The organism is Pontibacter sp. HJ8 (genome assembly GCF_054824225.1).
This window is the reverse complement of sequence record NZ_JSYF01000063.1, coordinates 1-14,725: the sequence shown is the minus strand read 5'-3', so window position 1 is coordinate 14,725 and position 14,725 is coordinate 1. Positions and strand designations below refer to the sequence as shown.

Annotated in this window: 9 protein-coding genes; 3 read left to right on the top strand and 6 right to left on the bottom strand. The window is 52.9% G+C overall.

Annotated features, from left to right (window positions below; genetic code table 11):
- Positions 1-17: 17 nt before the first annotated feature.
- Entirely contained in the window at positions 18-4,520 is a 4,503-nt protein-coding gene (gene gltB / locus OB13_RS03810) for a glutamate synthase large subunit (RefSeq protein ID WP_461488819.1), read from the top strand.
- A complete protein-coding gene (locus OB13_RS03805; protein ID WP_461488818.1) occupies positions 4,520-5,980 on the top strand; it encodes a glutamate synthase subunit beta in 1,461 nt (486 codons plus the stop codon). The genes gltB and OB13_RS03805 overlap by 1 nt, the downstream gene beginning before the upstream one ends.
- An 82-nt stretch (positions 5,981-6,062) precedes the next feature.
- Here the strand turns inward: OB13_RS03805 and OB13_RS03800 are convergent, their stop codons facing one another.
- Together OB13_RS03800 and OB13_RS03795 are read right to left on the bottom strand one after the other, a co-directional pair.
- Positions 6,063-6,440 carry a hypothetical protein gene (locus OB13_RS03800; RefSeq protein WP_461488817.1) on the bottom strand — a complete coding sequence of 126 codons (378 nt, stop codon included), beginning with the start codon at positions 6,438-6,440 and terminating at the stop codon, positions 6,063-6,065.
- 103 nt (positions 6,441-6,543) lie between these two features.
- Positions 6,544-7,092, bottom strand: coding sequence for a GNAT family N-acetyltransferase (locus OB13_RS03795; RefSeq protein ID WP_461488816.1), 549 nt, complete (start codon positions 7,090-7,092; stop codon positions 6,544-6,546).
- 758 nt (positions 7,093-7,850) lie between these two features.
- Between OB13_RS03795 and OB13_RS03790 the strand changes: the two genes are divergently transcribed.
- Positions 7,851-9,008, top strand: a complete 1,158-nt coding sequence (locus OB13_RS03790) for a peptide-N-glycosidase F-related protein (protein ID WP_461488815.1) — start codon at positions 7,851-7,853, stop codon at positions 9,006-9,008.
- Between the two features lie 124 nt (positions 9,009-9,132).
- Here OB13_RS03790 and OB13_RS03785 read toward each other — a convergent pair whose 3' ends face one another.
- From OB13_RS03785 to lpdA, 4 genes are all read right to left on the bottom strand, one after another.
- On the bottom strand, positions 9,133-10,368 hold the full coding sequence (locus OB13_RS03785; protein ID WP_461488814.1) for a DEAD/DEAH box helicase: 1,236 nt from the start codon (positions 10,366-10,368) through the stop codon (positions 9,133-9,135).
- Between the two features lie 283 nt (positions 10,369-10,651).
- Positions 10,652-11,629, bottom strand: a complete 978-nt coding sequence (locus OB13_RS03780; RefSeq protein ID WP_461488813.1) for a fatty acid desaturase family protein — start codon at positions 11,627-11,629, stop codon at positions 10,652-10,654.
- Between the two features lie 289 nt (positions 11,630-11,918).
- The gene (locus tag OB13_RS03775; RefSeq protein ID WP_461488812.1) at positions 11,919-13,031 is read right to left on the bottom strand and encodes a fatty acid desaturase family protein; all 1,113 of its coding nucleotides are present in this window, start codon (positions 13,029-13,031) and stop codon (positions 11,919-11,921) included.
- A 388-nt stretch (positions 13,032-13,419) separates the two neighbouring features.
- Positions 13,420-14,725: dihydrolipoyl dehydrogenase (lpdA, locus tag OB13_RS03770; RefSeq protein WP_461488811.1), on the bottom strand; the 1,306-nt coding region annotated here is incomplete at its 5' end.

The window sequence follows — 14,725 nt, the reverse complement described above, 5'->3', positions numbered from 1 at the left end:
AACAATTCCTTTTGCCGATGAACAACGAAAAAAGAGCACAAAAAGGCTTATACAGACCCGAATTTGAACATGATTCCTGCGGAGTAGGATGTGTCGTCAACCTGAACGGGGAGAAGGCGCATAAGGTGGTAAAAGATGCCCTGACCATGCTCAAAAACATGGAGCATCGGGGCGCCACCGGCAGCGATCCGGAGACAGGAGACGGTGCCGGTATCCTGGTGCAGTTACCCCACGCGTTTTTCCAGCGGGAGCTGAAAGAGTTTGCCGTTGAACTACCTCAGGCGGGCAGGTATGGCGTGGGCATGATCTTTTTTCCGAAGGTATATGAAGTAAGGGAGAAGTGCAGAAAAATACTCAATGCCTGTGCCCGCAAAATGGGTTTTGACCTGCTCGGCTACCGCTTGGTGCCTGTCGACGCGCAGGTACCGGGGCACGGTTCCAAAGCCGTAGAGCCATACATCGAACAGGTATTTCTGCAGCCCAAAGACCCGTCCCTGCACGGGCTCGAACTGGAACGCAAGCTCTTTGTGCTGCATAGCCTGGTCTCGAATGAAGTGCGGCAAAAGATCAAAGGAGAGAACGGCACCTTCTATCTTCCCAGTCTTTCGGCACGCACCATTATCTACAAAGGACAGCTCAAAACCGATCAGCTGGAGCGCTATTACCACGACCTGCGCAACCCGGGCTTCCAATCGGCGCTGGCCATTATCCATTCGCGTTTCTCTACCAACACGTTCCCGAACTGGAAGCTGGCACAGCCTTTCCGCTTTATCGCACACAACGGCGAGATCAACACCATCCGCGGCAATGTGAACAAGATGAAATCCAAGGAGGCGCTCATGTCTTCGCCCTTCTTCACGCCAGAGGAGATGCAATGGCTGCTGCCGGTGACCAACAAGGCCAACTCCGACTCGGCCAACCTCGATGCCATCGTGGAGCTGCTGACACTGGCCGGCCGGCCGCTGCCCCATGTCATGATGATGCTGGTGCCGGAGGCCTGGCAGGATAACCGCCAGATGGATCCGGCGCGCAAGGCCTTTTATAAATACCATGCAGCCATGATGGAGCCCTGGGATGGCCCGGCGGCACTTTTCTTTACCGACGGCAACCAGATCGGCGCTACCCTGGACCGCAATGGCCTGCGCCCGGTGCGCTACTGCATCACGCGCCAGGGACAGCTGATCATGGGCTCCGAAGCAGGCGCCCTGCAGGTAAACCCGGCCGATGTGGTGCAGCGGGGTCGCCTGCAGCCCGGCAAAATGCTGCTCGCCGACATCACTCAAAATAAGATCTACCAGGACGAAGAGATAAAGCAGCTCGTGTGCAGCGACAAGCCCTATTATGACTGGATCCAGCAGCACCGCATCAAGCTGCGCCTTCGGCCAACACCTGCTTTTAGTCTTCCGGCGGTGACGCCCCAGGAGCTCAGGCAACAGCAGAAGGCCTTCGGCTATACCTCCGAAGACCTCAAAATGCTGATCCAGCCGATGGCCGCCACCGGAAAAGAACCGGTAGGCAGCATGGGGTCTGATACGCCCCTGGCGGTCCTTTCACAGCACAGCCAGCACGTAGCCAATTATTTCAAGCAACACTTTGCGCAGGTAAGCAACCCGCCTATCGACCCGATCCGGGAGCGGATGGTCATGTCCCTGTTCACGCGGGTAGGCGAATCGCTCAATATCCTGGACGAAACGCCTGCCCATACCCGGCAGATCCACATCTCGCAGCCCGTGCTCAGCCACGAGGACTTCCACAAGCTGATCAACCTGCAGGCAGAAGGGTTTGATTACCAGAAGCTGGATGCCACTTTCTCGACGTACGAAACAGGCGATCTGCAAAAGTCGCTCGACCGGGTGTGCGCCGAAGCAGAGGCGGCTGTGCGTGCCGGCAAGAAGATCCTCATCATCTCGAACCGGAATGTGCAAAGCCACCGGGCGGCTATACCTGCTTTGCTCGCGGTGGGGGCCGTTCATCACCACCTGATCCGCAAGCGCATCCGTACTAAAACAGGCCTGGTGGTAGAAGCCGGAGATGCCTGGGAAACGCATCACTTTGCCACCATCATTGGCTATGGCGCCAGCGCGGTATACCCTTACCTGGTGTACGACACGATCGGGGCGCTGCACGCGCAGGGAAAACTGGACACGGCCCTGCCCCTCTCCCACCACCTGGCCCAGTATACCGAGGCGGTAGACAACGGGCTATTGAAGATTTTGTCGAAAATGGGCATCAGCACCCTGCAGTCGTACCAGGGAGCCCAGATTTTTGAGTGCCTGGGCTTTGGGCAGGAAGTAATTCACAAGTGCTTTAAAGGGACCGTAAGCCGCCTGGAAGGACTCACATTCGAAGACCTCGAGAAGGAAAGCATCATCCGGCACCAGTCGGCTTTCGGACAGGACGGTATACTGGAAGCAGGCGGCTACTACCAGTGGCGCAGAAGCGGCGAAGCACACCTGCTCTCCCCGCAGATCATCCACCTGCTGCAAAAGTCTACCCGCCTGAACGACTACCTGCTCTACAAAGAGTATTCGCGGACCCTGCGAAAGCACCAGGAAGCGACCATAACGTTGCGTAATTTATTCGAATTCAAGAAACGGCTGTCCGTACCGCTGGAGGAAGTAGAACCTGTCGGAAATATTCTGAAGCGCTTTACCTCAGGCGCCATGTCCTTTGGCTCTATCTCGCATGAGGCGCATACCACTCTGGCCATCGCCATGAACCGCATCGGGGGCAAAAGCAACAGCGGCGAAGGCGGCGAAGACGACGCCCGCTATACCTTAAGACCGAATGGCGACTCCGAACGGTCCGCCATCAAGCAGGTGGCCTCGGCCCGCTTTGGGGTGACGAGCCACTACCTGGCCAATGCCGATGAGATCCAGATCAAGATCGCGCAGGGAGCCAAGCCGGGCGAAGGCGGGCAGCTACCCGGCCATAAGGTAGACCACTGGATTGCCCGCGTGCGCCATTCCACACCGGGTGTTGGCCTGATCTCGCCGCCGCCGCACCACGACATCTATTCGATCGAAGACCTCAAGCAACTCATCTTCGATCTGAAAAACGCCAATCCCAAAGCCCGCATCAATGTGAAGCTGGTAGCGGAAGCAGGCGTGGGCACCATTGCATCGGGTGTGGCCAAGGCAAAAGCCGATGCCATTATGATCTCAGGTGCGGATGGGGGTACCGGTGCCAGTCCGCTGAGTTCGATCCGCCATGCCGGCTTACCCTGGGAACTGGGACTGGTCGAGGCGCACCAGACGCTCATCAAAAACAACCTGCGCAGCCGGGTGGTCCTGCAAACGGACGGCAAGATCCTGACCGGTTATGATCTGGCAGTGGCCGCTTTACTCGGTGCCGAAGAATACGGCATCGCTACAGCCGCCCTGATCGCGGAAGGCTGCATTATGATGCGCAAGTGCCACCTGAATACCTGCCCGGTAGGTATAGCCACCCAAAACCCGGAGCTGCGGCAGCTGTTTTCCGGCGATCCGGATCATGTGGTCAACCTCTTCACATTCCTGGCTATGGAGCTACGGCAGGTGATGGCAACTTTGGGGTTCAGAACGATCAACGAAATGATAGGCCAGTCGCAGGTACTCAAGATCCGCACGGACCTGAACCACTGGAAACTCAAGAACCTGGACCTCTCCCCGATCCTGCACCAGGAATACGTCGGGCACAACGTAGGCACGTACCACCAGATCTCGCAGGACCATGAAATCCGGAATGTACTGGACCGCCAACTGATACGGGACTTCAGAAAAGGAAAAACAGCCGGAACGGAGTACCGGATCAAAAACGTGAACCGTTCGGTCGGTGCCATGCTTTCGCATGAGGTATCCTGCCGGTATGGCAAAATGGGGCTGCCGGAAGACAGCTTCCATGCCACCTTCCACGGCTCCGCCGGGCAAACATTTGGGGCTTTTCTCGCGCCGGGCATCACCTTCCGGCTGGTAGGCGAAGCGAACGATTACCTGGGCAAAGGCCTGTCGGGCGGCAAACTTATCCTACAGCCCTTCCGGGAGAGCCGTTACCTGGCGCATGAGCACATCATTACGGGCAATGTCGCCCTCTATGGCGCCACTTCCGGCACGGCCTATATCAACGGCCTGGCCGGCGAGCGCTTCTGCGTCCGCAATTCAGGGGCCGAGGCGGTGGTAGAAGGGATTGGCGACCACGGGTGCGAGTATATGACGGGCGGCAAGGTATTGGTGCTGGGTGCAACAGGCAAAAACTTTGCGGCAGGTATGAGCGGCGGCATGGCCTATGTGTATGATCCTGCCAATGCCTTTCCGGAGCAATGCAACCTGGACATGGTGGACCTGGAACAACCCGATGAAGCCGACCTGGCCTGGATCAGGCAAAAACTGGAGGAACACCATACCTATACCGGCAGTGTGCTGGCCTGGAAACTCCTGCAAGGCTGGGAGACACAGCACCAGTACTTGCAGAAGGTGATGCCGCACGACCTCAAAAAAGCACTGGCGATAAAAGAACCTGAAACCTTAAAAGTAATAGCGTAATGGGAAAAGCAGATGGATTTTTAAAGTACGGCCGTGAACTGCCGCCACAACGCGACCCGAAGGAAAGAGTACAGGACTCCAAAGAGCTCTACTTAGAGTTTCCGGAGGAAAAAACCCGGCAACAGGCTTCCCGCTGCATGGACTGCGGTGTGCCTTTCTGTCATAACGGCTGCCCCCTCGGCAATCTGATCCCTGAGTTCAACGATGCCGTGTACGAGGGGGAGTGGGAACGCGCAGCGCAGATCCTCTACAGCACCAACAATTTCCCGGAATTCACGGGACGCATTTGCCCGGCTCCCTGCGAGTCGAGCTGTGTGCTGGCTATCAACAAACCAGCCGTAGCGATAGAACATATCGAAAAAGCCATTGCCGAGAAATCGTTTGAACTGGGCCTGGTACAACCCAATCCGCCTCAGACCCGAACAGGCAAACGGGTGGCGATCGTCGGTTCCGGCCCTGCCGGCCTGGCCGCTGCTGCACAGTTGAACCAGGTCGGTCACCTGGTTGATGTGTATGAAAAAGACGACAAGGCAGGCGGTCTGCTCCGCTACGGTATACCTGATTTTAAGCTGGAGAAGTGGGTGATCGACCGGCGCCTGGCCATATTGGAGCAGGAAGGTATCCGTTTCAGGCTGGGCGTAGAGATCGGCAAGGACATCACCCTGAAGAAACTGCACAGGAAGTACGATGCCGTGCTGCTGAGTATAGGAGCAACCGTACCCAGGCCGCTGGCCATACCGGGCAATCACCTCAAAGGGATACATTTTGCCATGGATTACCTCACGCAGCACAACCGCAAAGTAGCCGGCCAGGCTATACCTGCCACTACAGACACGGATGCCCGCGACAAGCACGTACTCGTGATCGGCGGCGGCGACACCGGCTCCGATTGCGTGGGTACTGCCAACCGTCAGTTTGCCCGGTCTATCAGCCAGCTGCAGTACCGCCTGATGCCTTCGCTGACGAGAGAGCCTCAAAATCCCTGGCCGGAAACGCCCATGACCTATACCACGTCGAGTTCGCACGAAGAAGGCTGTGAACGCAGCTGGGGTTGGCTCACCAAAGAATTTGTGGGGGACGAGAATGGTTTTGTAAAAGGCCTGAAGGTGGTGGAGCTGGAGTGGAAAAACAGCATGGAATACACCGAGAAGCCCGAAAGCGAGCGGCTGCTGCCTTGCGACCTTGCGTTGATCGCCATTGGCTATACCCGCCCTGCCTACGATGCTTTCCAGGCTAATTTTGATTTTGAGCTCGACCAGTACGGCAATTTCAAACTGCGGGACTGGCAAACGAATGTAGCGGGCATTTTTGCGGCAGGAGACGCCTGCAGAGGACAATCGCTGGTGGTATGGGCCATATCGGATGGCCGCGAAGCCGCCCGCGCCATCGATGTATACCTGTCGGGCAGGACCGTGCTTCCTTCCAAAGAAGTTTCGAAGCTGATGCTGGGAACGGAGTAATTACTTCGCTCCCAGCATCAGCCTTATACGCCTTAGTAATGAGACTCTTGAGTTAACAGATCAGCAAACTCCTCCTCTCTGATCATTCGGCAGGAAGCAGGATGGGGAAGCGGTGCCGGACGCTGTACTGGAAATCCAGACTATCCTGGGGCTCCCGTACGGCGTGCATCACGACCAGGCTATCGCCTTCCTGCAGCGTATAATAAAAATTACCCCGCCCTGCCCACCAGCCGCCACTGGCTGAGAGTGCGTAGCGGGGAATATCATAATTGCGGTACATTTCGGGGGCGATGACCGAACAGGTATATACCGTGTCGACCAGGCGGCGGCTCTCCATCTGGTGGAGGTATACGATTGCCTGCGGATCATCTTCATCTGCTCCTCTCACCTCCTCACATTCCAGGTCGGCTTTTACCCAGGATCGGATGTCCTGCTCCGGAAGGGAGGCATTCGCTGGCAATGTGCTTTCAGATGTTTGCTCCGTACTGCACGAAAAAAGCAGCAGACAAAACATGAGCGTGCCTATACCTGATTTCAGGCAAGTAGTTGTACGTGTACCTGCTTTACAAGGAGAGCTGTATATCGGCATCCGAAATTTCCCTTTTCATCACATACATGCCGCGGTACATTTCCTTCATTTTCTCAAAGTCCAGTTCATAGGTACCACATTTCACGAATCCATTCTGCTCATAAAAGTCAACAGACTTGCTGCTGTCCATTGCTTTGAGCCAGACGATGCGCTTTCCTTTTTCGAGTGCGTACTGCACGGCAAAGTCTACGGCCCATTTGCCAATCCCTATACCGGAGGCCTGGTGAAGCAGGTAGATGCGCTCCAGTTCCAGGCACTCCTTCCGGGTATAATCCTCCAGCGCCTTGTCTATGTTGAGCTTCATAAAACCGACCGGTTCGTCCTTGTAATGGATCAGGTAAAAGGCGGAGTTCGGATCTTCAAGTTCGGCGCGCAGGGCCTCCTCACTGAAACAACGGTCTTTGTACCAGGCACCGGCATCGTGCCATAAGTAGGTATAGTGGTCATCGTAAGCGCGGATGGCGATATCCCGTAGCCGCGGAATATCGGAGGTAGTGCAGGGCGTAATCGCTATACTGGTCATGTGGTGGATAATGTATTTTTTAAGGTAATTCCTTCTACTGGTAGCATTGTCTTTCCCAAGTGTTACCTGACGTAGTTGTCAGGCGAAATGCTTTTGAAAGCAAACGCAATTTATGTTTTTTCGGGTGAACGTTCGCTGTAAATCTTGTCCGATGCGGTCACCTGTTTTCAGCTTCACTCAGTACGGATTCGGCTCGGCTGTTTCTCAAAAAAAGGGCTAAAATTTTTATCAGGCCCCGGAGGATTCTACTGCCTTTTAAACGGGCGAACCCTTGGCTCTTTGGATAAAGCCGGGATCTATTACCTAACTCTGAAAAACTTAATACTCGTATCTCCCCTGCCCCTGGGAATAATGAACTAGCAAATACAGAAACCGGTCTCAATAGAAGGAGCTAAGCATAACATACAACGGTAATCGGACTGGCTTCATTCTAGTACTCGCACTGCCCTTAAAGGCCTCTCTGGCGCCATTTCAGTTCGCTTTCAGCCCTTGAGAAAATTACCGTAATAATCTGTGGTATAAAAAAATATAACAAATTTACTTAAGTAGTGGTACACAAATCACCCAAGCGGAAGAAGAGTGAGGAAAAAATCTTAATACCTATAAGCAGCAACCTTAACAGGTTCGCGTCTTTCAGTTGATGAGACAAAGCTGGTTTTAAGAAATAAGATAGCACAAATAGCGGGAGATGGTTGAGCTGGTTGAAAATTCAAGGAAATTCATTACAAACCATAATAATCACCAAAAACTCGAAATCTATGATGCGACAATCACTACTTCTCCTGACCCTGGCTTTCGCCATTATGCTGCAATCGTGCGAGAAAAGCCTGAACGATGAATTACAGCTCCAGCAATCTGCACAACAAGCAATCCTGGACAGTCAGGACCTGTCCCTACTCGACAAAGGCGAAAGGATAACTGTTACCACCGGCCCGCACAAGCTGCAATTTTATGGATGGGGCATGTCTAACGACAAAATAATCCCTGTGGTGTTTCCCAAAAAGAAAGATGGCCCTTTTAAAAAAGTTTTGCTGCGCTATGTAATGGGCTGTGCCGATGGCGGATGCAGTGACTGGGATAACACCACCATTGTTTCGCTCAAAATTGGGGACCAGTTTTTCGAGCTTGCAAGAGCATTTACTCCTTATGGCGGTTTGCTGGATAGAAATTTTAAAAAAGAATTTGTATTTGACGTTACCGACTATCTGCCCTACCTGAGGGATACTGCAGACCTGAAAATATACTATGGTGGCTTTGATGCCACCGCTACCCGTTATCATACCGTATCGTTGAATTTTGATTTTATCAAAGGACAACCCGAAAAGAAAACCGTGCTGCTGCAGCGCATCTACGACAGCGAAACCAACGGCAATTCAGGGTATCGTGGGTTTGCTTATGGCGTGTCGGGCTATAGCATTGAAGACGTAGAACGAATGGGACCACGCACCATTGAAATCCCTAAAAAAGTAAAATCGCTGGCGCTACGCATCTCCATAACCGGCCACGGTCACGACCAGGGGAAATTTCCCGACCGGCCTAATTATCAGACTAAAAACTCTGCTGAATTTGATGAGAACTATTATTACCTGATTGTTAACGGGGCACAACAATACAAGGGGACCATCTTTCAAAGTTGTGCGACCAACTACCCGCAGGCCGGTACTTATTCGACGGACAGGGCCAACTGGTGCCCCGGCAATCCCGGAAAGCTGGAATACTGGGAGTTAAAGAACATTCCCGAACATCCTTTCACATTCACGATGGACATGAACCTTGACCGGTTTATCTCTCAGTTCTCCCAGCCCAATGCCGAAGGCGTGGCGCAGTACATTGTGCATGTAGACCTGATTGGTTATGATGAACCGGGCACTGAGGAGGATGATACACTGCCGTTAGTGTTGCCGGCGTTATTTTAAACTAAAGTTTCTTACCGCTTACCATTGAATTTTGGTTTCATAAAACAATCAAAGTTTCGGCAGCATTTCCAGATTACTGCCGAAACTCTGATTGTTTTATTCCGCTTCGTAGCTGACAAGACAACTACCTCTTCCCTCTTCCGCCTCGTTTTCCTTTGCCGCCTCTTCCCGAAGAGCTTTTGCGGTTGTTGCCGGCAGATGCTGTAGTAGCCTCCATAAAATCCTGGGCAGTGAGCGGGTATGGGTGCCGGTCAACCACAGGTATGGCTTTGCCCGTGAGTTGCTGAATGGCAATAAGCAACGGAGTTTCACTGGCGCCGCAAAAGGAGATCGCTATACCTGCAGCTCCCGCTCTTCCGGTGCGGCCGATGCGGTGTACGTAGGTCTCGGGCTCAAATGGCAGCTCGTAGTTGATCACGTGCGACAGCTCTTCGACATCAATGCCGCGTGCCGCCACATCGGTCGCTACCAGCACGCGGGTATGGCTGTTCTTAAAACCATCCAGCGCGCTCTCCCGTGCTTTCTGGCTTTTGTCGGCATGAAGGGCCTGGGCAGGTATACCGGCTGCAACCAGTTCTTTTGCCACCTGATCGGCCGCCTCTTTGGTGCGTGTAAAAATGAGGGCGCGCCTGATGGTGTCAGCCTGTAACATGTGCAGGAGCAGGTTCATCTTGTTGGCTTTCTTCACATAGTACACTTCCTGCCGGATCGAACCCGCCGCAGACGAAACCGGCGTCACCTCTACCCTAACCGGATCTGCCAGCAGGCTTTTGGAAAGTTTCACGATTTCAGGCGGCATGGTAGCCGAGAAGAACAGTGTTTGCCGCTGCGCCGGGATCTCTTTGAGGAGGCGCCTGATGTCCTGCAGAAAGCCCATGTCCAGCATGCGGTCGGCCTCATCGAGCACCAGTAGTTGCAGATGTTGCAGGTGGATGAAGCCCTGGTCCAGCAGATCGAGGAGACGTCCCGGCGTCGCCACCAGGATATCCACTCCCGCCTGCAGCAGGTCCGTCTGTATACTGTACGGCACACCGCCATACACCACCACATGGCGCAGCCCGGTATACCTGCCATAAGCCGCTATGCTGTCGCCGACCTGGCTGGCCAGCTCACGCGTAGGGGTCAGGATAAGAGCCCGGATGGTTTTGGGTTCCGGGGCAGGTTGCTGGTGTAGCAATTGCAGGATCGGCAGGGCAAAGGCTGCTGTCTTTCCGGTGCCCGTCTGGGCGCAGCCCAACAGGTCGCGGTTCTGCAGGATGGCAGGTATAGCCTGGATCTGAATAGGCGTCGGCGAAGTATAGCCTTCTGTTTCCAGCGCCTCCAGGATCGGCCCGATCAGGTATAGCTCTTTGAATGTCATGGCAGTGTCAGGTATAATTAAAGCCGTGCAGGGTACAAAGGTATAGGGCAGCTGCGCAACCTCCTACTTGCCTGCATTCCGGCATCAAAAACGGCGGAAAGTTTACTTTCCGCCGCCTCAGGTGCAATATTACAGGACTGGCTAGGCCATTACCTCATTGAGGTTGGGAAGTCGCAACCTGCCAAACCGGTGCAGGGTATTCAGATGTGACCGGACTGCCTGCATAAAGGTCCTGCTCTCCAGGTATGGAATGTTGAATTCGGCGGCTGTTTCTTTTACGATGTCAGCGATGGCCGGGTAATGCACATGGCAGATACGCGGGAAACAGGTGGTGCTCGATCTGGAAATTCAGCCCACCTACATACCAGGAGAGCAGCTTGCTTTTACGGGCGAAATTAGCGGTTGTATTCAGCTGGTGAATAGCCCAGTCGTTCTCGATGATCCCGCCTTCCAGGGGCAGCGGATGGCTTGTCCCTTCCACGGTATGCGCCAGCTGGAACACCGTAGAAAGTATGATACCGGCCACGAAGTGCATTAGCAGAAAGCCCAGCAGCACTTCCAGGAAGGGTATACCGAACAAAAGTGTCGGCGCTACGAGTATTGAAAAGAAATACAATATTTTGAATGCCACGATCTTCAGGAAAGCTACCCTGTTCTGCGCTTTCGAATTTGCATTTACACCATTCCGGATATACCGGAAGAACTGTACGAAATCCTTGATTGTCACCCAATACAGCGTAAGCAATCCGTAAAAGAACAGGGCATAGGCCCATTGTATTTTATGGAAAAACTTTACATTCGTATGCGGCGAAAAACGCAGAACGACCATGTCATCGATGTCTTCGTCCATCTCCACCACATTGGTATAGGTATGGTGAAGGATATTGTGCTGCAGCTTCCAGTTAAAGGCTGAAGCCCCCAGCAGGTTCACGGAATGCGCCATCAGGTAGTTCAGTGTCTTACTTTTAGAGAAAGCGCCGTGGTTGGCATCGTGCATCACGCTCATGGCTACACCGGCTACCCCTATCCCCATCACAAACCAAAGGATCAGGCTAACTCCTATACCTGGGGTTAGTGCAAGCAGCACTGCAAAGGGCACCAGGTAAAGCAGGAGCAATACAATGCTTTTGGTGAGTATCTGGGAGCTGCCGGATTTGGGCAGCTTGTTTTCTGTAAAGTAGGCGTCTACACGTTTGCGGAGCGTTGGAAAAAACAGGCTTTTGTCTTTGTTAACGAATTTTACTTTGCCTTTAAGCTTCATTTAGTATTCTTGATATTATTTAAAAACGGGTTCACTCGATCGGAGACAGTTTCTACGAAGTGAGCGAATGCTATGTTAACCTTTCCGTCCTGCTAAGGTTTGGTCACGGCCTGCTTTCCTCCACTTCCATGTCAGCACAAACAGAGGCCCTCGGACCACGCTGACAGGTTGCGCAGGCACAAATCGGGTGCAAATATAGCAGGGAATTGCAGTACAATAAGCTCCCGGATACTTTTGATTTCAGACAGCAAAAACATTTTATAAACGTCCGCTCTCGCCAACATAGGGATCAGCCGATGGCTTCATTTAGGCTGGGCAACCTGCCAAAGCGGTGAAGTGTGGCAATGTGCGAGCGCACGGCCTGTCCAAAAGTTTCATTTTCGAGGTAAGGAATGTTGAATTCGGCGGCTGTTTCTTTCACGATATCGGCGATGGCCGGGTAATGCACATGGCATACCCGCGGAAACAGGTGGTGCTCGATCTGGAAATTCAGCCCGCCCACGTACCAGGAGATCAGCTTGCTTTTGCGCGAAAAATTAACCGTTGTGTTCATTTGATGTATCGCCCAATCGTTCTCGATGTTGCCGTGCTCATCCGGTCTCGGGTGACTTGTGCCCTCTACCGTGTGTGCCAGCTGGAACACCACTGTCAGGATAATGCCCGCCACAAAGTGCATCAGCAGGAAACCGAGCAATACTTCCACGAAAGGGATGCCGAAGAACACGGTCGGTACCGCGAGTACAATGGAGAAGTACAGCACCTTCATCGTGATGAGTTTGAGGAACCAGCTTCTGTTTTGCGAAGGCGTATTGGTATTGACTCCGTTCTTCAAAAAGAGACTATACTGCACAAAATCCTTCGCTACGACCCAGTACAGGGTTAGCAAGCCGTAAAAAACGAACGCATACACCCACTGCAGCTGGTGGAAGAATTTCACCTTGGTGTGCGGCGAGAAACGCAGCACCAGTCTGTCCTGTATGTCCTCGTCCATGTCCACGACATTGGTATAGGTATGGTGAAGGATGTTGTGCTGCAGCTTCCAGTTAAAAGCCGAGCCGCCTACCAGGTTCAGGGTATGCCCCATCAGTGAATTCACTCGTTTGCTGTTTGAAAAAGCCCCATGGTTGGCATCGTGCATCACACTCATGCCTATGCCGGCCACGCCTAGCCCCATCACAAACCAAAGCAGCAAACTCAGCGGCCAAGCCGGCTGAAAAGCTAAAAGCGCCAGAAAGGGCAACACATACGAGAGCAGCAGCACAATGCTTTTCACTACCATGGTCGTATTAGCCGTTCTGGGGATATTGTTTTCGCTAAAGTAAGCATCCACCCGCTTGCGGAGCGTCGGGAAGAAGAGACTTTTATCTTTATTGACGAATTTGACTTTGCCTTTCAGCTTCATTTGACTCAGGTGATGTGTAAAATTTATTTGAAACTCACGCGTAGAGGCTGAAATACCAAAAAGGTGAATTGGGTTTGGCAATAGTATTAAAGGAATTCAGCCTTCTATAAGTTCATAGCAGCCGCCGCTTATAGCGTACTTATACCTATCAACGAATAAATACTTAAAATCTTAGCAAGTGTTTCGGAGAAACGTTCTATTCAAATTTGATATTGCCAACAATATAGGCAAAAAATGACAGAAAATCATCATACAGGATTCCTCAGGCAGGTATAGCTAGTTTAGTACAGGGTAAGCTATACCTGCTGCAGCCATAGTACAGCACCAGATACACAAAAGGCCTGACCGTATTCCGGCCAGGCCTTTTGCGATATCACTTCTTTATACCTTACAGGTGGATCACTTCGCCATAAGCAGCTGCAGCCGCTTCCATGGTCGCTTCGCTCATGGTCGGGTGCGGGTGCACGGCTTTGATGATCTCCATGCCGGTCGTCTCCAGTTTGCGGGCTACCACGATTTCAGAGATCATTTCGGTTACGTTGGCTCCGATCATGTGCGCGCCCAGGAACTCGCCGTACTTGGCGTCAAAGATCACTTTCACAAATCCGTCCTTGGCACCGGCGGCGCTGGCCTTACCAGACGCTGAGAACGGGAATTTGCCCACTTTGATCTCTATACCTTGCTCACGGGCAGCTTTTTCTGTCATACCAACCGATGCGATCTCCGGAGAGCAGTAGGTACAGCCAGGTATGTTGCCATAGTTGAGCGGCTCCGGATGATGACCTGCAATCGCCTCCACGCAAATGATACCCTCGGCAGACGCTACGTGCGCCAGCGCAGGGCCCGGCACGATGTCGCCGATCGCGAAGATGCCGTCTACGTTTGTTTTGTAGTACTCATCTACCAGCACACGGCCTTTGTCTACTTTTATGCCTAGTTCCTCGATGCCGATGTTCTCCAGGTTTGTCTGGATGCCCACCGCCGAAAGTACTACTTCTGCTTCGAGGGTTTCTTCGCCTTTGGCTGTTTTTACTTTTACTTTGCTGATCTCACCGCTTGTATCCACAGACTCCACCGAAGCGTTCGTCATGATGCTGATACCGGCTTTCTTGAAAGATTTCTCCAGCTGCTTCGATACTTCCTCGTCCTCTACAGGCACAATGTTAGGCATGTATTCTACCACCGTTACTTTCGTACCCATGGAATTGTAGAAATAAGCAAACTCCACCCCGATCGCACCGGAACCTACCACGACCATCGATGCCGGCATTTTGTCCAATGCCATCGCCTGGCGGTACCCGATGATCTTTTTACCGTCGATCGGCAGGTTAGGCAGCTCACGGGAACGGGCTCCTGTTGCCAGGATGATGTTGTCGGCTTCCACCGTATCTTTTTTGCCATCCGCGCCGGTCACTTCAATCTTGCCTTTGGCTACCACTTTGCCGTTGCCCATAATCGCGTCGATCTTGTTCTTGCGGAACAAAAACTGGATGCCTTTGCTCATGCCATCGGCCACGCCACGGCTACGCTTGATCACCGCGTTAAAATCTACAGAGGCTTCTCCGATCGTAATGCCATAGTCTGCCGCATGGTTAATATATTCAAACACATTTGCGCTTTTCAGCAATGCTTTGGTCGGGATGCAACCCCAGTTCAGGCAGATGCCGCCCAGCGACTCGCGCTCGATCACACCC